Below are 20,315 nucleotides of genomic sequence, written 5' to 3' on the forward strand. Positions count from 1 at the left end.
GTAAGTGCTGGACGTTAACTTCTTCGACGAGCTGCGGATCGGCCTCGCTGGGGCCGAGGACATCCGCCGCTGGTCGCACGGTGAGGTTAAGAAGCCGGAAACCATCAACTACCGAACCCTGAAGCCCGAAAAGGACGGACTCTTCTGCGAGAAGATCTTCGGTCCGCAGCGGGACTGGGAATGCTACTGCGGCAAGTACAAGCGGGTCCGGTTCAAGGGCATCGTCTGTGAGCGCTGTGGCGTCGAGGTGACCCGATCCAAGGTGCGCCGTGAGCGCATGGGTCACATCGAGCTGGCGGCCGCGGTCACGCACATCTGGTACTTCAAGGGTGTGCCGAGCCGGCTTGGTTACCTGCTCGACCTGGCGCCGAAGGACCTGGAGAAGATCATCTACTTCGCGTCCTACGTCGTCACGAGCGTGGACACCGAGTCGCGTCACCGCGACATGACCACGGTGGAGAACGAGATCTTCGCCGAGAAGCGTCAGGCGGAGAACGCCCGTGACGCCGAGGTGGAGAAGCGCGCGGTCAAGCTCGAGTCCGATCTGGCTGAGCTGGAGAGCGAAGGCGCCAAGGCCGACGTTCGACGCAAGGTCAAGGAGGCTGGCGAGCGCGAGATGCGCCAGATCCGCGACAAGGCGCAGCGCGAGATCGACCGTCTCGACGAGGTCCTCGACACGTTCCGCAAGCTCGAGCCCAAGCAGCTGGTCACCGACGAGCTGCTCTACCGCGAGCTGCGCGACCGGTTCGGCGAGTACTTCACCGGTGGCATGGGTGCGGAGGCCATCAAGGCGCTCCTGCAGAACATGGACCTGGAGGCCGAGGCCGACTCGCTGCGCGAGACCATCCGCTCGGGCAAGGGGCAGCGCAAGCTGCGTGCGCTCAAGCGGCTCAAGGTGGTCGCCGCGTTCCTCGCGACCGGCAACTCGCCGCTGGGCATGGTGCTGGATTGCGTGCCGGTGATCCCGCCGGATCTGCGCCCGATGGTTCAGCTCGACGGTGGCCGGTTCGCCACCTCCGACCTGAACGACCTCTACCGCCGAGTCATCAACCGCAACAACCGGTTGAAGCGCCTAATCGACCTCGGTGCGCCTGAGATCATCGTCAACAACGAGAAGCGGATGCTTCAGGAGGCCGTCGACGCGCTGTTCGACAACGGCCGCCGTGGGCGTCCCGTCACCGGCCCGGGTAACCGGCCGCTGAAGTCGCTGTCCGACATGCTCAAGGGCAAGCAGGGTCGCTTCCGTCAGAACCTGCTCGGCAAGCGCGTGGACTACTCCGGTCGTTCCGTGATCGTCGTGGGTCCGCGGCTCAAGCTGCACCAGTGTGGTCTGCCCAAGCAGATGGCGCTGGAGCTGTTCAAGCCGTTCGTGATGAAGCGTCTGGTCGACCTCAACCACGCCCAGAACATCAAGTCCGCCAAGCGGATGGTCGAGCGTCAGCGCCCGGTCGTGTGGGATGTGCTGGAAGAGGTCATCACGGAGCACCCGGTGTTGCTCAACCGCGCGCCGACCCTGCACCGTCTGGGCATCCAGGCCTTCGAGCCACAGCTGGTCGAAGGTAAAGCCATTCAAATTCACCCACTCGTGTGTACGGCGTTCAACGCCGACTTCGACGGTGACCAGATGGCTGTCCACGTGCCGCTGTCCGCGGAGGCGCAGGCCGAGGCCCGCATCCTCATGCTGTCCAGCAACAACATCCTCAAGCCGGCCGACGGCAAGCCGGTGACCATGCCTACCCAGGACATGATCATCGGTCTGTACCACCTCACCCACCAGCGCACCGGCATGAAGGGCGAAGGCCGCGTCTTCAGCTCTGACGCCGAGGCGATGATGGCCTTCGACGCGGGCGAGCTTCACCTGCAGACGCCGGTGAAGATCCGCCTGGGCGACGTGACCGAGGTGGACAACGGGCCGGGCGAGGCGTGGACGGCTCCCGAGGGCTGGGCGCCGGGTCAGCAGGTGCTGCTCGAGACAACACTGGGCCGGGTTTTGTTCAACGAGACCCTTCCGGTGGGATATCGCTACGTCAACTACGAGGTGCGCAAGGGCCAGCTTTCGGCGATCGTCAACGACCTCGCCGAGCGCTACCCGAAGGTCGCCCTCGCGGCGACGCTGGATGCGTTGAAGGAAGCCGGTTTCCACTGGGCCACCTGGTCCGGCGTGACCATCGGCATGGAAGACGTCATCTCGCCTCCTCGCAAGTGGCAGATCCTTGAGCGCTACGAGAAGGAAGCAGACAGGATCGACAAGCAGTATCAGCGTGGTCTCATGACCTCCGAGGAGCGTCGTGGCGAGCTGATCGAGCTGTGGTCCAAGGCGACCGCCGAGGTGGCCAAGGAGCTGGAAACCTCACTGCCGCAAGAGAACCCGCTATGGCGCATGATCCACTCTGGCGCTCGCGGCAACCTCCTGCAGCTGCGTCAGATCGCGGCGATCCGTGGTCTGGTGGCCAACCCGAAGGGTGAGATCATCCCGCGTCCGATCAAGTCTTCCTATCGCGAAGGCCTGAGCGTGCTGGAGTACTTCATCTCGACCCACGGTGCTCGTAAGGGCCTTGCCGACACCGCGCTTCGTACGGCCGACTCGGGTTACCTGACCCGCCGTCTGGTCGACGTCTCGCAGGACGTCATCATCCGCGAGGACGACTGTGGCACCGATCGCGCGATCCCGATGCAGATCGGGGTGCAGCTCGACGGTCAGCTGTCGGTCCACGAGCACGCCGAGACCGGCGGGCACGCCCGCACGCTGGCCGAGGAGGTGGCCGGAGTCCCGCGGGGCACCGACCTCAACTCGATCATCGTTGACCGGATGGTCAAGGCCGGTGTCGAGACGGTCCGGGTGCGTTCGGTGCTGACCTGTGAGTCGAAGCTCGGCGTGTGTGCGGCCTGTTACGGGCGCTCGCTGCCGACCGGCAAGCTTGTCGATGTCGGTGAGGCGGTGGGCATCATCGCCGCCCAGTCGATCGGTGAGCCCGGGACCCAGCTGACGATGCGAACCTTCCACACCGGTGGTGTGGCTGGCGAGGACATCACCCAGGGTCTGCCTCGTGTGCAGGAAATCTTCGAGGCGCGCGTGCCCAAGGGCAAGGCGCCGATCGCGGAAACCGCTGGGCGGATTCGCATCGAGGCGGGAGACCGGTCGAAGAAGATCATCATCGTGCCGGACGACGGCAGCGATGAGATCGTCCACGACAAGATCTCCAACCGGGTGCGCCTTCGCATGCACGACGGCGATCACGTCGAGGTCGGCGAGAAGCTCACCGAGGGCACCATCGACCCGCACGAGCTCCTTCGGGTGCTCGGGCCGCGGGCGGTCCAGGTCCACCTGACCAATGAGGTCCAGGAGGTCTACCGCTCGCAGGGTGTGATGATCCACGACAAGCACATCGAGATCATCATCCGCCAGATGCTCAAGCGGGTCACGATCATCGAGTCGGGTGCGACCGAGTTCCTGCCGGGTCTGCTGGTGGATCGGGCGCAGTTCGAAGCGGAGAACCGCCGCATCGTCGCCGAGGGCGGCGAGCCTGCGGCAGGCCGTCCGGTGCTGATGGGTATCACCAAGGCGTCGCTCGCCACCGAGTCGTGGCTCTCGGCCGCCTCCTTCCAGGAGACGACCCGAGTCTTGACCGATGCGGCGATCAACGCGCGCAGTGACTCGCTCATCGGCCTCAAGGAGAACGTCATCATCGGAAAGCTCATCCCGGCGGGTACTGGCATCAGCAAGTACCGCAACGTCCGGGTGGAGCCGACCGAGGAGGCGAAGGCCAAGGTTTACTCGATGACCGCTTACGGCGAGACCGACTACGGTTTCGGCCCGGCGAGCGGTGTCGCGGTTCCGTTGGACGACTTCGATTTCGGCTCGTACCGCTAACTAGTTCTGTCCAAAAGCGAGGGATTCCGAGGTTTCGGGATCCCTCGCTTTGTTACTGTGCCTTTTATGCGTCATCCGGACGACCCGGACATAGCACCAAACTCCAAGGCCGCTGCGGCATTTTGTCTGGGGGTACTGGGCGCAGCCACCGGCATCATGCTGGGCGGCCTGATCCCGGCCACGGTCGCGCTCGTGCTGGCCCGCCAGGCACGCGCGGACATCGATGCCGGGGCGGGCTGGCAAACCGGGCACCGGCAGCTGAAGTGGGCCCATCGGCTCGCCTGGACAGGGATAGCCCTGGCCTTCGTCGCGATATCGACGCTGGTCATCGTTCGTCTGCTGCAGGGCGCCGTGGGTGAGCAAGACTTCCCGCCCACCGTGGACTGACCGGTTGACCCGCGTGGGAGGATCGCGTGGTGACGCACGATTCGCCGGGCGAGGGTTCGCCAAGGCGCGACCCCAACGGCGAAGCACCTGAGAGCTCGGCCACGCAGCCAACCCCGGAAGCCTGGCCGGCGCCGTCGCCGTGGCCTGAGCCGTCACCATGGTCGCGGCCCACCGAGCCGGTGCCGCCCCAGCAACCCGCGCCGCAGCAACCCGCGGCCCAGCCGACCGAGCCGGTGGCCGATCCCTGGGCCCGGCCGACTTCCCCGTTGCCCCCGCCGCCCGCAACCTCGGACCAGCCGACGCAGCCCGCCTATCCGGCTCAGCAACCGGTCTACGGCTCGCAGCCGACGCAGCCGGCGCATTGGGGGCAGCCAACGGAGCCGGCATCGCAGGCCCAGACTGCTTGGGTGCCGCCGGGCGGGCCAGTGCCGGGGTCTTCGGCTCCGGGGGCTTGGGTCCCGCCGGGCGGACCGGAGGCGGGGTCTTCGGCTCCGGGGGCTTGGGTGCCGCCGGGCGGACCGGTGGCGGGGTCTTCGGCTCCGGGGGCTTGGGTCCCGCCGGGTGGGTCGGTGTCGGGGGCTTGGGTGCCGCCCGGTGGGGCGGTGCCGGGTTCGCAGGGGCAGGGGGCTTGGGTGCCGCCTACGGTGCCGGTGGCTCAGGCGCAGGGGGCGGGATGGCCGCAGGGCGGGCCTCCGCCGCCGCAGGGTCCCTGGGGGCAGGGGCAGACACCGGGATGGCCGGCCGCGCAATCGCGCCCGGCCGGGCGTCGGCTGGCGACTTATCCACAGCCTGTGCGGATAGAGATGGTGCCGGACGCGCCGTATGGATTGGCGATCCTGCCGGCGTCGGTCACCACCTCGGGGGTGGCGATCGGGTCAACGGCCGCCGGAACGGGCTCCCTGCTCGTCTCTGGCGTGGTTTGGTGCTTCGGGTTGATGGGCGCCGAGGGTGGCTGGGGCGGGCTCGTCAGCGGGGCTTTCGGCGTGTTGGCGGTGCTGCTCGGAATCGGTGCGATCGGCCTGGGCTGGGCCGGGGTGCGCCAGATCCGGCGGGGCGGCGCCAGCAAGGGCCGCGGCTACGCCATCTCCGGCCTGATCTGCGGCGGAGCCGGTATTTTGCTCGCGGCTTCGGGCGTGGTGGTGGCCATCGCGCTGGTGCAGCGGGCCGCTGCTGGCACGTGATTACCCTCACCGATGGGTATCTATGGTGAGTGATCGTTCGGGACCGGGTAGACTGACTGGGCAGAGTTGCCTTCCAGGGGTCTCTGGGTCCCGTTTTGACCAGCGGGCCTGAGGTTAGGTATTCTTTCCCTTCGTGCCCAGGCATGCCTGGGCTCCTCGTGCGTGCACGATGCCGAGCGACTCGACACCTGTGTCGTGACCTGGTGTGCACCGCGATAAATGACAGACTCCGACAGTTCGAGAAATCGAGCCGCCGGGCCCGTGTGCCGGACGACACGCCCGACCGCGGGGGTGGGCAGGCGGGTAATCGTCTGCCGATCACAGCAGTTCGGGCCGCATACGCGGCCTCGGCCAAAACGAAGTTTCGCGACGGAGACGTCGCGGATGAGGAAAAGGGAGCGGAGACAACCGGTGCCCACAATCCAGCAGCTGGTCCGCAAGGGCCGCCAGGCGAAGACAGGCAAGACCAAGACGCCGGCGCTGAAGGGGAGCCCCCAGCGGCGCGGTGTGTGCACGCGTGTGTACACGACGACGCCCAAGAAGCCGAACTCGGCACTGCGCAAGGTAGCTCGCGTGAAGCTGAGCAGCCAGATTGAGGTGACCGCCTACATCCCGGGTGTCGGCCACAACCTTCAGGAGCACTCGATCGTGCTCGTCCGCGGTGGCCGTGTGAAGGACCTGCCCGGCGTTCGCTACAAGATCATTCGCGGTTCGCTTGACACCCAGGGTGTCCGTAACCGTAAGCAGGCACGTAGCCGTTACGGCGCGAAGAAGGAGAAGAGCTGACATGCCGCGTAAAGGCCCTGCCCCGCGCCGTCCCCTGCTCGCAGACCCGGTTTACAACTCGCCGCTGGTGACCCAGCTGATCAGCAAGATCCTGCTGAACGGCAAGCGCCAGCTGGCCGAGCGCATCGTGTACGGCGCCCTTGAGGGTTGCCGCGAGAAGACCAGCACCGACCCGGTGGTGACGCTCAAGCGTGCCATGGACAACGTGAAGCCGACCCTTGAGGTGCGCAGCCGCCGTGTTGGTGGCGCGACCTACCAGGTGCCGGTCGAGGTTCGCCCGGCTCGGGCCACCACGCTGGGCCTGCGCTGGCTGGTCTCGTACTCGAAGGCTCGCCGTGAGAAGACGATGATCGAGCGCCTCATGAACGAGCTGCTCGACGCCAGCAACGGTCTTGGTGCTGCTGTGAAGCGGCGCGAGGACACGCACAAGATGGCCGAATCCAACAAGGCTTTCGCCCACTACCGCTGGTAGTGGCAGACCCAACCTCTTTGAAGGGATCGTAAAGTGGCCGCCGCAGACGCCGCGCTCGCCAAGACTCGCAACATTGGCATCATGGCGCACATCGACGCCGGTAAGACGACCACGACCGAGCGGATCCTGTTCTACACCGGTATCACCTACAAGATCGGTGAGGTCCACGAGGGCGCGGCCGTCATGGACTGGATGGAACAGGAACAGGAGCGTGGCATCACCATCACCTCCGCCGCGACGAAGTGTGAGTGGAAGGGCCACACGATCCAGATCATCGACACTCCTGGGCACGTTGACTTCACCGTGGAAGTCGAGCGCTCGCTTCGGGTGCTCGACGGTGCCGTCGCCGTCTATGACGGTGTCGCTGGGGTGGAGCCGCAGACCGAGAACGTCTGGCGTCAGGCTGACAAGTACAACGTCCCGCGTATGTGCTTCGTCAACAAGCTGGACCGGACCGGCGCGGACTTCTTCCGCTGTGTCGACATGATGGTGACCCGGCTCAACGCCACCCCGCTCGTCCTGCAGATCCCGATCGGGCTCGAGGGCGACCACATCGGCGTCGTCGACCTGCTCGGCATGCGTGCGCTCACCTGGCGCGGGGAGACCCAGAAGGGTGACGACTACGCGATCGAGGAGATCCCGGCGGGGCTGAAGGACCAGGCGGAAGAGTGGCGCGTGAAGCTGCTCGAGACCATCGCCGAGGCCGACGACGAGATCATGGAGAAGTACCTCGAGGGCCACGAGTTCGCCGTTGAGGAGCTCAAGCCCGCGATCCGTCGTGCCACCATCGCCGGCAAGCTCAACCCGGTCGTGTGCGGTTCCGCCTTCAAGAACAAGGGCGTGCAGCCGATGCTCGACGCGGTGGTGGACTTCCTGCCGTCGCCTTTGGACATTCCCGCCATCGACGGTCTGTTGATGGACGGCGAGACCAAGGTCGAGCGGCACCCGGATGCCACCGAGCCGTTCTCCGGACTGGCCTTCAAGATCCAGACCGACAAGCACCTCGGCAAGCTCACCTACGTCCGGGTCTACTCGGGCAAGGTCGAGTCGGGCACCCAGGTCATCAACTCGACCAAGGACCGCAAGGAGCGCATCGGCAAGATCTACCAGATGCACGCGAACAAGCGCGAGGAGCGCGACTTCGCGTCGGCCGGTGACATCATCGCCGTGCAGGGCCTCAAGCAGACCACCACCGGTGACACGCTTTGCGACCCGCACAACCCGGTGATCCTCGAGTCGATGACGTTCCCCGAGCCGGTTATCTCGGTGGCGATCGAGCCGAAGACAAAGGCCGACCAGGAGAAGCTGGGAACAGCGATCCAGAAGCTGGCCGAAGAGGACCCGACCTTCCGCGTCAAGCTCGACGAGGAGACCGGTCAGACGGTCATCTCCGGTATGGGCGAGCTCCACCTGGAGATCCTTGTCGACCGGATGAAGCGCGAGTTCAACGTCGAGGCCAACGTCGGCAAGCCGCAGGTTGCCTACCGCGAGACCATCCGCCGCGCGGTGGACAAGGTTGAGTACACGCACAAGAAGCAGACCGGTGGTTCAGGTCAGTACGCGAGCGTGATCATCGCGATCGAGCCCCTGCCGCTCAACGGCGAAGCGACCTACGAGTTCGTCAACGCGGTCTCCGGTGGCCGGATCCCGAAGGAGTACATCCCGTCGGTGGACGCCGGTGCGCAGGACGCCCTGCAGTACGGCATCCTCGCCGGGTACCCCGTGGTGGGCGTCAAGATGACGCTGCTCGACGGTAAGTACCACGACGTCGACTCCTCGGAAATGGCGTTCAAGATCGCTGGCTCGATGGCGATCAAGGAGGCCTGCCGCAAGGCCGACCCCGCGATCCTTGAGCCGATGATGTCCGTCGAGGTCGTGACCCCGGAAGACAACATGGGTGACGTGATCGGCGACCTGAACTCCCGTCGTGGCATCATCCAGGCGATGGAAGAGCGCGGTGGCGCTCGGGTCGTCAGGGCGCTCGTGCCGCTGTCGGAGATGTTCGGCTACGTCGGCGATCTGCGGTCCAAGACCCAGGGCCGCGCCAGCTACAGCATGCAGTTCGACTCCTACGCCGAGGTTCCCGCGAACGTGGCGAAGGAGATTATCGCGAAGGCCACGGGCGAGTAATCGCCCGCGGCCTTGGCCGCCGGGGCTTCGGCCTCGTACCAAAGAAAAAATGCAAGGTCCTAAAGCGCCGGTTGGCGCCGTCGGGCGTATGAACCAAGACAGTCCACAGGAGGACACCAGTGGCGAAGGCGAAGTTCGAGCGGACTAAGCCGCACGTCAACATCGGCACCATTGGTCACATCGACCACGGTAAGACGACGCTGACGGCAGCTATTACGAAGGTCTTGCACGACAAGTTCCCGAACCTTAACCCGTATACGCCGTTCGATGAGATCGACAAGGCGCCGGAGGAGAAGGCTCGCGGTATCACCATCTCGATCGCACACGTCGAGTACCAGACCGAGAGCCGGCACTACGCACACGTCGACTGCCCCGGGCACGCCGACTACATCAAGAACATGATCACCGGTGCCGCTCAGATGGACGGCGCGATCCTGGTGGTCGCCGCCACCGACGGCCCGATGCCGCAGACCCGTGAGCACGTGCTGCTCGCTCGCCAGGTCGGCGTGCCCTACATCGTTGTCGCCCTGAACAAGAGCGACATGGTGGAGGACGAGGAGCTGCTGGAGCTCGTCGAGCTCGAGGTTCGTGAGCTGCTTTCGGCCCAGGAGTTCCCGGGCGACGACCTGCCGGTCGTGCGCGTTTCGGCGCTCAAGGCGCTCGAGGGCGACGCGAAGTGGTCCGAGGCTCTGCTCTCGCTGATGGACGCTGTCGACACCGCGATCCCGCAGCCCGAGCGTGAGACCGAGAAGCCGTTCCTGATGCCGGTTGAGGACGTGTTCACGATCTCCGGTCGTGGCACCGTGGTCACCGGTCGCGCCGAGCGCGGCATCCTCAAGCCGATGGAGGAGGTGGAGATCATCGGCATCAAGGAGAAGTCGATGAAGACCACCGTCACCGCCATCGAAATGTTCCGCAAGGTGCTCGACGAGGCCCGCGCCGGTGAGAACGTCGGTCTGCTGCTTCGTGGTATCAAGCGCGAAGAGGTTGAGCGCGGCATGGTCGTGGTGAAGCCCGGCACGACGACTCCGCACACGGAGTTCGAGTCGCAGGTCTACATCCTGTCCAAAGAGGAGGGTGGCCGTCACACGCCGTTCTTCAACAACTATCGTCCGCAGTTCTACTTCCGGACCACGGACGTAACCGGTGTGGCCACCCTGCCCGAGGGCACGGAGATGGTCATGCCTGGCGACAACGTGCAGATGACCGTCAAGCTGATCCAGCCGATCGCGATGGAGGAGCAGCTCCGCTTCGCCATCCGTGAGGGTGGCCGGACTGTCGGCGCCGGCCGGGTCACCAAGATTCTGAAGTGATCTTTGGGGCGCTCCGCTGTGAGGTGGAGCGCCCTCAAGGGCTCCCGATTTCACATTGCCGCACCTAGTACGGCATAATGAACAGGTTGCTCTGCGAACGGCTGATCGTTTGGCTGTTTCGCCTGGTGTCGAGCGTTTCGGCACCTTGCCTCTGAGAGCGGGCGTGACGCCTGCCGAGCCACGGAACGTCCTCGAAATGGGGATCAGTTTGGGCTCAGCGCGCGACACGCCCGACCGCGGGGGTCGGAGAACGGCGGCGGGTGACTGCCCTCCGCCGCAGGTAGCGGCTTGAGAGAAGGAACAGAAGCGATGGCGGGACAGAAGATCCGCATCCGGCTCAAGGCCTACGACCATGAGGTCGTCGATTCCTCGGCACGGAAGATCGTCGAGACGGTGACTCGGACTGGAGCGCAGGTTGCTGGCCCGGTGCCACTGCCCACGGAAATCAACCGTTTCTGCGTGATCCGTTCGCCGCACAAGTACAAGGATTCGCGCGAGCACTTCGAGATGCGCACACACAAGCGTCTGATCGACATCATCGACCCGACCCCCAAGACGGTGGATTCGCTTATGCGTCTCGACCTTCCGGCTGGTGTCGACATCGAGATCAAGCTGTAGGGACCGGACACTGATGGACAGGCTAGTAAAGGGCATCCTGGGCGCCAAGCTCGGCATGACCCAGGTCTGGGACAACAACAAAGTTGTTCCGGTGACTGTGGTTCAGGCCGGCCCTTGCGTCGTCACCCAGGTTCGCACCAATGACAAGGACGGCTACTCGGCGGTCCAGCTGGCGTATGGAGCGATCAACCCCCGCAAGGTGAACAAGCCCCGCTCGGGCCACTTCGCCAAGGCGGGCGTCGCACCGCGCCGCCACATCGTCGAGCTGCGTACCACCGACGCCGGCGAGTATGAGCTGGGCCAGGAGGTCACCGTTTCGACCTTCGCGGCTGGACAGCACATCGACGTCACCGGCAAGACCAAGGGCAAGGGCACCGCTGGTGTCATGAAGCGCCACGGCTTCAAGGGCCTTGGCTCCGCACACGGTGTGGAGCGCAAGCACCGCTCACCGGGCTCGATCGGCGCTTGCGCCACTCCGGGTCGCGTGTTCAAGGGCGTGCGTATGGCCGGCCGCATGGGCAACGTGCGCTACACCGCGCAGGGTCTCACCATCCAGGCTGTGGATGTGGAGAACAACCTGATTCTGGTGAAGGGCGCTATCCCTGGCCCGAAGGGCGCGCTGGTGCTGGTTCGCACCGCCGCTAAGCAGAAGAAGGGCGGTGTGGTCAAGAAATGACAACCGTTGACATTCTGAATGCCAAGGGCGACAAGGCCGGCTCGGTCGAGCTCCCCGAGGACATCTTTGATGTGCAGGCGAACATTCCGCTTATGCACCAGGTGGTCACGGCTCAGCTCGCCGCCGCGCGTCAGGGCACGCACAAGGCCAAGACGCGGGCCGAGGTCGCCGGTGGCGGCAAGAAGCCTTACAAGCAGAAGGGCACCGGTCGCGCCCGTCAGGGCTCGATCCGCGCGCCTCAGTTCACCGGTGGTGGCGTCGTGCACGGTCCCGTGCCGCGCGACTACAGCCAGCGGACCCCGAAGAAGATGAAGGCCGCCGCGCTTCGCGGAGCCCTCTCCGACCGGGCTCGCAACGGCAAGGTGCACGTCGTCTCCGCTTTCGTTGACGGCGACGCGCCGTCGACCAAGGCCGCCCTGGCCGCCGTCAAGGCGACCGCGGGTGACGCGCCCCGGGTGCTGGTGGTGCTGGGCGCGGAGGACGAGATCAACTGGATCAGCCTTCGCAACCTGCCCCAGGTGCACCTGCTCGAGGCTGGCCAGCTCAACACCTATGACGTTCTCGTTAGCGATGAGGTCATCTTCACGGCCGACGCGCTTGATGAGTTCCTGGGCATTCGTGCAGAGAGGAGCGAGAAATGACGACCATCGCCGATCCGCGCGACATCATCGTCGCTCCGGTGGTCTCTGAGAAGAGCTACAGCGAGCTCAACCGCAACTGGTACACCTTCCTGGTGCATCCGGACGCGAACAAGACCGAAATCAAGATCGCTATCCAGCAGATCTTCAATGTTCGGGTTCTGACCGTGAACACGCTCAACCGCGAGGGCAAGCGCAAGCGCACCCGTACCGGCTGGGGCAAGCGCAAGGACACGAAGCGGGCCATGGTGAAACTTGCCGATGGTGACCGTATCGAGGCCTTCGGCGGCCCGGTGAGCTGAAGGGTATAGACGAAAATGGGTATCCGTAAGTTTAAGCCGACGACGCCCGGTCGCCGTGGCTCCAGCGTCGCCGACTTCGCCGAGGTCACCCGGTCGACGCCGGAGAAGAGCCTGCTGGTTCCGCTGCCCAAAAAGGGCGGGCGCAACGCCTCCGGCAAGATCACGACGCGGCATCAGGGCGGTGGCCACAAGCGCCAGTACCGTCTGATCGACTTCAAGCGGGTGGACAAGGACGGCGTGCCGGCCAAGTGCGCTCACATCGAGTACGACCCGAACCGCACGGCCCGGATCGCGCTCCTGCACTACGCCGACGGCGAGAAGCGTTACATCATCGCGCCGAAGGACCTCAAGCAGGGCGACGCGGTCGAGTCGGGGCCGGGTGCTGACATCAAGCCGGGCAACAACCTTCCGATGCGCAACATCCCGGTCGGTACCACGATTCACAACGTGGAGCTGAAGCCGGGTGGCGGCGCGAAGCTGGCCCGCTCGGCCGGCGTCGGCATCCAGTTGCTGGGCCGCGAGGACGACTACGCCACGCTGCGTATGCCGTCGGGCGAAATCCGCAAGGTTGATGTCCGTTGCCGCGCAACGATTGGCGAGATCGGCAACGCCGAGCAGTCAAACATCAACTGGGGCAAGGCCGGCCGTATGCGGTGGAAGGGCAAGCGCCCCACCGTCCGTGGTGTCGCCATGAACCCGGTCGACCACCCGCACGGTGGTGGTGAGGGTAAGACCTCCGGTGGTCGCCACCCGGTCAACCCGCAGGGTAAGCCGGAAGGCCGTACCCGCCGCAAGGGCCAGGCCAGCGACAAGATGATCGTCCGCCGCCGCTACGCGAACCGCAAGCGCGGGTAAGGGAGCTAGGAAATGCCTCGCAGCCTTAAGAAGGGCCCGTTCGTGGACGACCACCTGCTCAAGAAGGTGGAAGTGCAGAACGAGAAGGGCTCCAAGAACGTCATCAAGACCTGGTCGCGGCGTTCAACCATCATCCCGGACATGCTCGGTCACACGATCGCTGTCCACGATGGACGCAAGCACGTCCCGGTCTTCGTGACCGAGGCGATGGTCGGGCACAAGCTCGGCGAGTTCGCGCTGACCCGCACGTTCAAGGGTCACGAGAAGGACGACAGGAAGGCTCGCCGTCGCTGACGGTGGACCGTAAGGATTTAGGGGAAACACGATGCCAACGAAGGAAGCACAGACCGTGCCGGGCGCCCGCGCGGTGGCTCGTCACGTACGTCTGTCTGCCACCAAGGCGCGCCGTGTGGTGAACCTCGTCCGCGGTCTACCCGCGAAGGAGGCTCTCACGGTGCTGCAGTTCGCGCCGCAGGCCGCGAGCGAGCCCGTGTACAAGGTGCTGGCGAGCGCTGTGGCGAACGCCGAGAACAACGAGCGCCTTGACCCGGACGCGCTGCTGGTCAGTGCGGCGTGGGTGGACGAGGGCCCGACCCTGAAGCGGTTCCGGCCGCGTGCGCAGGGTCGCGCTTATCGCATCCGCAAGCGCACCTGCCACATCACCATTGAGGTGGAAGCGGTGCAGCCCAAGGTTCGCCCGGCGGTGAAGAAGGTTGCCGCCAAGGCAGCCGCACCGGCGCCGGTCGAGGAGCCCGCTGTCGAAGCCAAGCCCGCCAAGAAGGCTGCTGCGAAGAAGGCAGCGGCTCCCAAGGCGGAGGCTGCGGAGAAGGCTCCCGCCAAGAAGGCCGCCGCTAAGAAGGCGCCTGCTAAGAAGGCTGCCGAGCAGGAGGAGACCGAGTAATGGGTCAGAAGGTTCACCCGATTGGGTTCCGGCTCGGCATCTCGACCGACTGGAAGTCGCGCTGGTACGCGGACAAGCTCTACAAGGACTACATCGGCGAGGATGTCAAGATCCGCCGCATGATGGCCAAGGGGCTTGAGCGCGCCGGCATTTCCAAGGTCGAGATCGAGCGCACCCGCGACAAGGTCCGCATCGACATCCACACCGCCCGGCCGGGCATCGTCATCGGCCGTAAGGGTGCGGAGGCCGACCGGCTTCGCGGCCAGCTCGAGAAGCTCACCGGCAAGCAGGTTCAGCTGAACATCCTCGAGGTCAAGAGCCCCGAGTCGGATGCCCAGCTGGTGTCGCAAGGTGTCGCCGAGCAGCTTTCGGGCCGCGTGGCGTTCCGCCGCGCGATGCGCAAGGCGATGCAGTCGGCGATGAAGAACCCGCTGGTGCGCGGTATCCGGATTCAGGTCTCGGGCCGCCTCGGCGGCGCGGAAATGAGCCGGACCGAGTTCTATCGCGAGGGTCGCGTCCCGCTGCACACGCTGCGGGCCAACATCGAGTACGGCTTCTTCGAGGCGCGTACGACCTTCGGCCGCATCGGCGTGAAGGTGTGGATTTACAAGGGTGACGCCGTACCGGGCCGCGAGCCTCAGGTCGACCCCGGTCGCCCCCGTCGCGGCGAGCGCGGGGACCGTCCGGAGCGTTCGGACCGGCCGCGCCGTGGGCGTTCCGGAGCCTCCGGGACGACCGGTGCAGGCACCGAGGCCGGCCGTGCGGCCGCCGCGGAACTCACCAAGGAAAGCAGCAGCGAAGCAGTGGAGACAGTGCCCGCGGCTGAGACGCAGCAGGAGGGCTGACAGATGCTGATGCCCCGTAAGCCCCCGAAGGGCTTCCGGAAGCCGCATCACCCGGATCGTTCGGGTAAGAGCAAGGGCGGCAACCGGGTGGTGTTCGGCGAGTTCGGCATTCAGGCGCTCGCGCCTGCTTACGTGACCAACCGCCAGATCGAGTCGGCGCGTATCGCGATGACTCGTCACATCAAGCGTGGTGGCAAGGTTTGGATCAACATCTTCCCGGACCAGGCCATCACCAAGAAGCCGGCGGAAACCCGGATGGGTTCCGGCAAGGGTTCACCGGAGTGGTGGGTCGCGAACGTCAAGCCGGGACGGATTCTCTTCGAGATGACGTTCCCGAACGAGACGATCGCTCGTGAGGCCATGCGCCGCGCGATCCACAAGCTGCCGATGAAATGCCGGATTGTGAAGCGCGAAGTGGGTGAGTCGTGATGGCAGCGGGAAGCAAGCCAGCCGAGCTGCGTGAGCTCTCCGGCGAGGAGTTGGTCATCAAGCTGCGGGAAGCCAAGGCGGAGCTGTTCAACCTCCGCGTGCAGGGGGCGACCGGACAGCTGGACAACAACCGGCGACTGCAGGTCATCCGTCGGGACATCGCCCGGATCTATACGATCATGCGCGAACGTGAGCTTGGTCTCTCGGCCGCGCCGACTGAGGTGGCTTAAGCACTATGAGTGAGACCAACGAGACCAACGAAAACGCAGTTCAGCGGAACCGGCGTAAGGTACGTGAGGGTCTGGTCGTCAGCGACAAGATGGATAAAACCGTCGTCGTCGTGGTCGAGGACCGCGTCAAGCACAAGCTCTACGGCAAGGTTCTTCGCCGTACGGCCAAGCTGAAGGCGCATGACGAGCAGAACGCGTGCGGTATAGGCGACCGTGTGCTGCTTATGGAGACCCGTCCCCTCTCCGCCACCAAGCGGTGGCGGGTCGTGGAAATCCTCGAGCGGGCTAAGTAAGCCAACGTTCCGCCAAGCTTCCGCTGAGCGGGAGAACTGGCAGACATTAGGAGATTGACGTGATTCAGCAGGAGTCGCGACTACGAGTCGCCGACAACACGGGTGCCCGGGAAATCCTGTGCATCCGCGTGCTCGGCGGTTCGGGTCGGCGCTACGCGAGCATCGGCGACGTCATCGTGGCCACCGTCAAAGACGCCATCCCCGGCGCCGGCGTGAAGAAGGGCGACGTCGTCAAGGCTGTCGTCGTGCGCACGGTCAAGGAGAAAAGGCGTCCGGACGGCTCGTACATCCGCTTCGACGAGAACGCCGCCGTCATCATCAAGGACGGCGGGGATCCGCGTGGCACCCGTATCTTCGGCCCGGTCGGCCGTGAGCTTCGGGACAAGCGGTTCATGAAGATTATTTCGCTTGCCCCGGAGGTGCTTTGATCATGAAGATCAAGAAGGGCGACAAGGTCCAGGTCATCGCCGGCAAGGACAAGGGCAAGGAGGGTGTGGTCCTCGCGGCCTACCCGCGCCTTGACAAGGTTCTCGTCGAGGGGATCAACCGGGTCACCAAGCACGAGAAGATCCGGACCAACCAGCGTGGTTCCAAGTCCGGCGGCATCGTCACCAAGGAGATGCCGATCCACGTGTCGAACGTGATGTACCTCGAGGACGGTAAGCCGGTCCGCGTGGGCTACAGCATCGGCGAGGACGGCCGCAAGGTTCGCATCTCGCGTAGTACAGGCAAGGAGATCGGCTGATGTCCACCGCGACCGAAGCTAAGACCATGCCGCGGTTGAAGGAGCGCTACCGCGCCGAGATTGCGGGCCAGCTGCGTGAGCAGTTCGGCTACAGCAACCCGATGATGGTGCCGGGCCTGGTAAAGATCGTGGTCAACATGGGTGTCGGCGAGGCTGCTCGCGACTCGAAGAAGATCGATGGTGCCGTCAAGGACCTGACCACGATCACCGGTCAGAAGCCGCAGATCCGGCGGGCTACCAAGTCCATCGCGCAGTTCAAGCTGCGCGAGGGCATGCCCATCGGGGCGAAGGTGACGCTGCGCGGCGACCGGATGTGGGAGTTCCTCGACCGGCTGCTGTCCATCGCGCTTCCGCGTATCCGTGACTTCCGCGGCCTCGACGGGCGCAAGCTCGACGGGCACGGCAACTACACGTTCGGTCTCACCGAGCAGTCGGTCTTCATCGAGATCGATCAGGACCGGATCGACGCGGTACGGGGCATGGACATCACGCTCGTGACCACCGCCAAGACCGACGACGAAGGCCGGGCGCTGCTCAAGCACCTGGGCTTCCCGTTCAAGGAGAACTGAGCATGGCTAAAAAGGCGCTGATCATTAAGGCTGCCGCCAAGCCGAAGTTCGCGGTGCGTGCCTACACCCGCTGCCAGAAGTGCGGCCGTCCGAAAGCGGTCTACCGCAAATTCGGGCTGTGCCGTGTGTGTCTGCGGGACATGGCCCACAAGGGCGAGCTGCCCGGCGTGTCGAAGGCTTCCTGGTAATTCCCAAGCTTCCCCTTCGCCGTAGGCCCACCGATGGGTCCGGGAACCGCGGCGAGAAAGGCTAACTAAGACAATGACCATGACCGACCCGATCGCAGACATGCTGACCCGTCTGCGTAACGCCAACCAGGCGTACCACGAGCAGGTGAAAATGCCCTACTCGAAGATCAAGGCGAACGTCGCCGAGGTCCTCAAGGCAGAGGGTTACATCGCCTCGTGGTCTGTCGAGGAGCCCGAGGAGGGCGCCGTCGGCAAAAAGCTGGTCGTCGAACTGAAGTTCGGCCCGAGCCGTGAGCGGAGCCTCGCCGGTATCCGGCGCGTCTCCAAGCCCGGTCTGCGGGTTTACGCCAAGTCACAGGAGCTGCCACGGGTGCTCGGTGGCCTCGGCGTGGCGATTATTTCGACGTCCCAGGGGCTGCTCACCGACAGGCAGGCCCGCAAGCGAGGGGTGGGCGGGGAAGTCCTCGCCTACGTCTGGTGAGGAAGGTCTGCCATGTCGAGAATTGGACGTAAGCCGATCCCGGTGCCCACTGGCGTCGAGATCACCATCGATGGACAGACCGTAAAGGTCAAGGGCCCCAAGGGTTCCCTTGAGCACACGGTCAGCGAGCCGATCATTGTGGAGCGCGGGGAGAACGGCGAGCTTCTCGTCACCCGCCCCAACGATGAGCGTCGCGCCAAGGAGCTGCACGGGCTCTCTCGGACCCTGGTCGCCAACATGATTGTTGGCGTCACCGAGGGTTACAAGAAGAGCCTGGAGATCAGTGGTACGGGTTACCGGGTCGCCGCCAAGGGCAGCGATCTGGAGTTCGCCCTCGGCTTCTCGCACCCAGTGCTGGTGCAAGCGCCGGAGGGGATCGCCTTCCAGGTGGAGAAGCCGACCCTGTTCCACATCTCCGGAATCAACAAGCAGCTCGTGGGCGAGATCGCGGCGAACATTCGCAAGATTCGCCCGCCGGAGCCCTACAAGGGCAAGGGCGTCAAGTACGTCGGCGAGGTTATCCGCCGTAAGGCCGGTAAGGCCGGCGGTAAGGGAGGTAAGAAGTGAGCGCCACGCTTCTCAAGCGCCGCGGTGGCAGCGATGTCGCCGCCAAGCGCGCGGTTGGCCGTGCGCGTCGGCACTTCCGCGTCCGCAAGAACGTCAGCGGAACCCCGGAGCGTCCTCGTCTGGTCGTCACCCGGTCGCTGCGCCAGATCACCGCTCAGATCGTCGACGACACCAAGGGTCACACCGTGGTATCGGCTTCGAGCCTGGACGCGTCGATCCGGACAGCCGCAGGCAGCAAGAGTGAAATCGCCACCAAGGTCGGCGCACTGCTCGGTGAGCGTGCCAAGGCCGCTGGTATCAGCAAGGTCGTCTTTGACCGCGGTGGTAACCGTTACGCGGGTCGCATCGCGGCCCTCGCCGATGCCGCTCGCGGCGCCGGACTCGAGTTCTAGGAAGGGTGGCTGGGTAACATGCCAGGTCCACAGCGCCGGGGCACGGGTTCCGGTACAGGAAGCAGCAACGAAGGCGGCGGCGACCGCGGCGGACGCGGCGAACGTCGCGGACGCGGCGAAGGTCGCGGCGGCCAGTCGGTCGAGAAGACCCCTCATCTTGAGCGGGTAGTCGCGATCAACCGTGTGGCCAAGGTGGTCAAGGGCGGACGCCGGTTCAGCTTCACCGCTCTGGTAGTGGTGGGCGACGGCGAAGGCACCGTCGGCGTCGGCTACGGCAAGGCCAAGGAGGTGCCCGCGGCGATCGCCAAGGGTGTCGAGGAGGCCAAGAAGCACTTCTTCAAGGTGCCCAGGATCGCCGCCACCATCCCGCACCCGGTGCAGGGTGAGGCAGCGGCCGGTGTGGTGCTGCTCAAGCCGGCGAGCGCTGGTACCGGTGTTATCGCCGGTGGCCCGGTGCGTGCCGTGCTGGAGTGCGCGGGCATCCACGACGTGCTGTCGAAGAGCCTCGGCTCGTCGAACCCGATCAACATCGTGCACGCGACCGTCGCCGCTCTGAAGATGCTGGAGTCCCCGGAGGCCATCGCGGCCCGCCGTGGGCTTCCGGTCGAGGATGTCGCGCCCGCCAAGCTTCTGGCGGCGCGTGCGGGAGCGGGTGCGTAATGGCGCAGTTGAAGGTGACCCAGGTCCGGTCCGACATCGGTGCGAAGAAGAACCAGCGTGATTCGCTGCGTTCGCTTGGTCTGAAGCGGATCCACGACGTGGTGGTGAAAGAGGATCGTCCCGAGATCAGGGGAATGATCTTTGCGGTCAGCCACCTCGTGAAGGTCGAGGAGGTTGAGTAAATGACGATCAAGATTCACCACCTCCGGCCGGCGCCAGGAGCCAAGACCGCGAAGACCCGAGTGGGTCGCGGTGAGGGTTCCAAGGGCAAGACGGCTGGACGTGGTACCAAGGGATCGAAAGCCCGCAGGAACATCTCGCCGGCGTTTGAGGGTGGGCAGATGCCCCTGCACATGCGCCTGCCGAAGGTGAAGGGCTTCAAGAACAAGTTCAAGGTCGTGTTCCAGGTGGTCAACCTGGACCGGCTCGCTGAGCTGTTCCCCAACGGCGGCCAGGTTGGCCCGCTCGAGCTCGCTCAGAACGGTGCGGTCCGCAAGGGCCAGCCGGTCAAGGTGCTCGGCACGGGTGACCTGAACGGCATCAAGCTCCAGGTTGCGGCGCACGCGTTCAGCGCTTCGGCCAAGGAGAAGATCGCGGCTGCCGGTGGCTCCGCAACGGAGCTCTGAAAGACGATGAGCCATGGCGTCCTTCCCGTTTGGGCAGGGCGCCGTGCTCCGTCCCGGAGCATTGATGGCAAAACGTTATGGCATCTTGGCCGAAGGGTCGGACACCATAAGCTCTTAGATCGACCCTGGCACAGATATCTGTTCGCCAGACCTGACCAAT

General features: G+C 65.1%; 27 protein-coding genes and 1 pseudogene. All 28 read left to right on the forward strand.

The annotated features are described in order from the left end of the window. Positions 1–4 precede the first annotated feature (4 nt). The 28 genes and pseudogenes from Rhe02_RS11650 to rplO all read left to right on the forward strand — a co-directional run bounded on the left by Rhe02_RS11650 (position 5) and on the right by rplO (position 20,155). Positions 5–3,871 carry a DNA-directed RNA polymerase subunit beta' gene (locus Rhe02_RS11650; protein ID WP_203908172.1) on the forward strand — a complete coding sequence of 1,289 codons (3,867 nt, stop codon included), beginning with the start codon at positions 5–7 and terminating at the stop codon, positions 3,869–3,871. Positions 3,872–3,937: 66 nt separating this feature from the next. Next, the gene (locus tag Rhe02_RS11655) at positions 3,938–4,258 is read left to right on the forward strand and encodes a hypothetical protein (protein ID WP_203908173.1); all 321 of its coding nucleotides are present in this window, start codon (positions 3,938–3,940) and stop codon (positions 4,256–4,258) included. Between the two features lie 791 nt (positions 4,259–5,049). Beyond that, positions 5,050–5,439, forward strand: coding sequence for a hypothetical protein (locus tag Rhe02_RS11660; protein ID WP_239123692.1), 390 nt, complete (start codon positions 5,050–5,052; stop codon positions 5,437–5,439). Between the two features lie 411 nt (positions 5,440–5,850). Beyond that, positions 5,851–6,225 carry a 30S ribosomal protein S12 gene (gene rpsL, locus Rhe02_RS11665; RefSeq protein WP_117212619.1) on the forward strand — a complete coding sequence of 125 codons (375 nt, stop codon included), beginning with the start codon at positions 5,851–5,853 and terminating at the stop codon, positions 6,223–6,225. A 1-nt stretch (position 6,226) separates the two neighbouring features. Next, positions 6,227–6,697 (forward strand): 30S ribosomal protein S7, encoded by a 471-nt coding sequence (gene rpsG, locus Rhe02_RS11670; protein WP_203908174.1) that lies wholly within the window; start codon positions 6,227–6,229, stop codon positions 6,695–6,697. Positions 6,698–6,730: 33 nt separating this feature from the next. Continuing rightward, on the forward strand, positions 6,731–8,827 hold the full coding sequence (fusA, locus tag Rhe02_RS11675; RefSeq protein WP_203908175.1) for an elongation factor G: 2,097 nt from the start codon (positions 6,731–6,733) through the stop codon (positions 8,825–8,827). 119 nt (positions 8,828–8,946) lie between these two features. After that, positions 8,947–10,140 (forward strand): elongation factor Tu, encoded by a 1,194-nt coding sequence (gene tuf / locus Rhe02_RS11680; protein WP_203908176.1) that lies wholly within the window; start codon positions 8,947–8,949, stop codon positions 10,138–10,140. Between the two features lie 309 nt (positions 10,141–10,449). Next, positions 10,450–10,758, forward strand: a complete 309-nt coding sequence (rpsJ, locus tag Rhe02_RS11685) for a 30S ribosomal protein S10 (protein ID WP_007073037.1) — start codon at positions 10,450–10,452, stop codon at positions 10,756–10,758. Between the two features lie 13 nt (positions 10,759–10,771). Beyond that, positions 10,772–11,434 (forward strand): 50S ribosomal protein L3, encoded by a 663-nt coding sequence (gene rplC / locus Rhe02_RS11690; RefSeq protein WP_203908177.1) that lies wholly within the window; start codon positions 10,772–10,774, stop codon positions 11,432–11,434. After that, positions 11,431–12,075 carry a 50S ribosomal protein L4 gene (rplD, locus tag Rhe02_RS11695; protein ID WP_203908178.1) on the forward strand — a complete coding sequence of 215 codons (645 nt, stop codon included), beginning with the start codon at positions 11,431–11,433 and terminating at the stop codon, positions 12,073–12,075. The genes rplC and rplD overlap by 4 nt, the downstream gene beginning before the upstream one ends. Continuing rightward, entirely contained in the window at positions 12,072–12,374 is a 303-nt protein-coding gene (rplW, locus tag Rhe02_RS11700; protein WP_203908179.1) for a 50S ribosomal protein L23, read from the forward strand. Before rplD ends, rplW begins: the two co-directional genes overlap by 4 nt. Before the next feature lie 15 nt (positions 12,375–12,389). Next, positions 12,390–13,229 carry a 50S ribosomal protein L2 gene (gene rplB / locus Rhe02_RS11705; RefSeq protein ID WP_203908180.1) on the forward strand — a complete coding sequence of 280 codons (840 nt, stop codon included), beginning with the start codon at positions 12,390–12,392 and terminating at the stop codon, positions 13,227–13,229. A gap of 12 nt (positions 13,230–13,241) precedes the next feature. Continuing rightward, positions 13,242–13,523, forward strand: coding sequence for a 30S ribosomal protein S19 (gene rpsS, locus Rhe02_RS11710; RefSeq protein ID WP_203908181.1), 282 nt, complete (start codon positions 13,242–13,244; stop codon positions 13,521–13,523). Positions 13,524–13,554: 31 nt separating this feature from the next. Beyond that, positions 13,555–13,968 (forward strand): annotated as a pseudogene (gene rplV / locus Rhe02_RS11715) (50S ribosomal protein L22); the annotation flags it as partial. Between the two features lie 161 nt (positions 13,969–14,129). Next, positions 14,130–14,975, forward strand: coding sequence for a 30S ribosomal protein S3 (gene rpsC, locus Rhe02_RS11720; protein WP_203908183.1), 846 nt, complete (start codon positions 14,130–14,132; stop codon positions 14,973–14,975). Positions 14,976–14,978: 3 nt separating this feature from the next. After that, positions 14,979–15,404 (forward strand): 50S ribosomal protein L16, encoded by a 426-nt coding sequence (gene rplP, locus Rhe02_RS11725; protein ID WP_203908184.1) that lies wholly within the window; start codon positions 14,979–14,981, stop codon positions 15,402–15,404. Beyond that, positions 15,404–15,634 carry a 50S ribosomal protein L29 gene (gene rpmC / locus Rhe02_RS11730; RefSeq protein WP_203908185.1) on the forward strand — a complete coding sequence of 77 codons (231 nt, stop codon included), beginning with the start codon at positions 15,404–15,406 and terminating at the stop codon, positions 15,632–15,634. Before rplP ends, rpmC begins: the two co-directional genes overlap by 1 nt. Before the next feature lie 5 nt (positions 15,635–15,639). Further along, complete coding sequence (gene rpsQ, locus Rhe02_RS11735; RefSeq protein WP_203908186.1) at positions 15,640–15,927, forward strand: 30S ribosomal protein S17; 288 nt, start codon at positions 15,640–15,642, stop codon at positions 15,925–15,927. Positions 15,928–15,986: 59 nt separating this feature from the next. Further along, positions 15,987–16,355: a 50S ribosomal protein L14 gene (gene rplN / locus Rhe02_RS11740; RefSeq protein WP_020520472.1), complete on the forward strand. Its 369-nt coding sequence runs from the start codon at positions 15,987–15,989 to the stop codon at positions 16,353–16,355. Further along, complete coding sequence (rplX, locus tag Rhe02_RS11745; RefSeq protein ID WP_203908187.1) at positions 16,352–16,672, forward strand: 50S ribosomal protein L24; 321 nt, start codon at positions 16,352–16,354, stop codon at positions 16,670–16,672. Before rplN ends, rplX begins: the two co-directional genes overlap by 4 nt. Then, complete coding sequence (gene rplE, locus Rhe02_RS11750; protein ID WP_203908188.1) at positions 16,672–17,241, forward strand: 50S ribosomal protein L5; 570 nt, start codon at positions 16,672–16,674, stop codon at positions 17,239–17,241. Before rplX ends, rplE begins: the two co-directional genes overlap by 1 nt. Positions 17,242–17,243: 2 nt before the next feature. Beyond that, positions 17,244–17,429, forward strand: a complete 186-nt coding sequence (locus Rhe02_RS11755) for a type Z 30S ribosomal protein S14 (protein WP_020520469.1) — start codon at positions 17,244–17,246, stop codon at positions 17,427–17,429. Positions 17,430–17,502: 73 nt separating this feature from the next. Beyond that, positions 17,503–17,910: a 30S ribosomal protein S8 gene (gene rpsH / locus Rhe02_RS11760; RefSeq protein ID WP_203908189.1), complete on the forward strand. Its 408-nt coding sequence runs from the start codon at positions 17,503–17,505 to the stop codon at positions 17,908–17,910. 12 nt (positions 17,911–17,922) lie between these two features. Next, positions 17,923–18,477, forward strand: coding sequence for a 50S ribosomal protein L6 (gene rplF / locus Rhe02_RS11765; RefSeq protein ID WP_203908190.1), 555 nt, complete (start codon positions 17,923–17,925; stop codon positions 18,475–18,477). Further along, entirely contained in the window at positions 18,474–18,869 is a 396-nt protein-coding gene (rplR, locus tag Rhe02_RS11770; protein WP_203908191.1) for a 50S ribosomal protein L18, read from the forward strand. Before rplF ends, rplR begins: the two co-directional genes overlap by 4 nt. Positions 18,870–18,887: 18 nt before the next feature. After that, complete coding sequence (rpsE, locus tag Rhe02_RS11775; protein WP_203908192.1) at positions 18,888–19,529, forward strand: 30S ribosomal protein S5; 642 nt, start codon at positions 18,888–18,890, stop codon at positions 19,527–19,529. Next, the gene (gene rpmD, locus Rhe02_RS11780; RefSeq protein WP_203908193.1) at positions 19,529–19,711 is read left to right on the forward strand and encodes a 50S ribosomal protein L30; all 183 of its coding nucleotides are present in this window, start codon (positions 19,529–19,531) and stop codon (positions 19,709–19,711) included. The genes rpsE and rpmD overlap by 1 nt, the downstream gene beginning before the upstream one ends. Then, entirely contained in the window at positions 19,712–20,155 is a 444-nt protein-coding gene (rplO, locus tag Rhe02_RS11785; RefSeq protein ID WP_203908194.1) for a 50S ribosomal protein L15, read from the forward strand. Positions 20,156–20,315: the final 160 nt, after the last annotated feature.

Origin of the sequence: Rhizocola hellebori (assembly GCF_016862955.1) — a bacterium.
Classification (GTDB): Bacteria; Actinomycetota; Actinomycetes; order Mycobacteriales; family Micromonosporaceae; genus Rhizocola; species Rhizocola hellebori.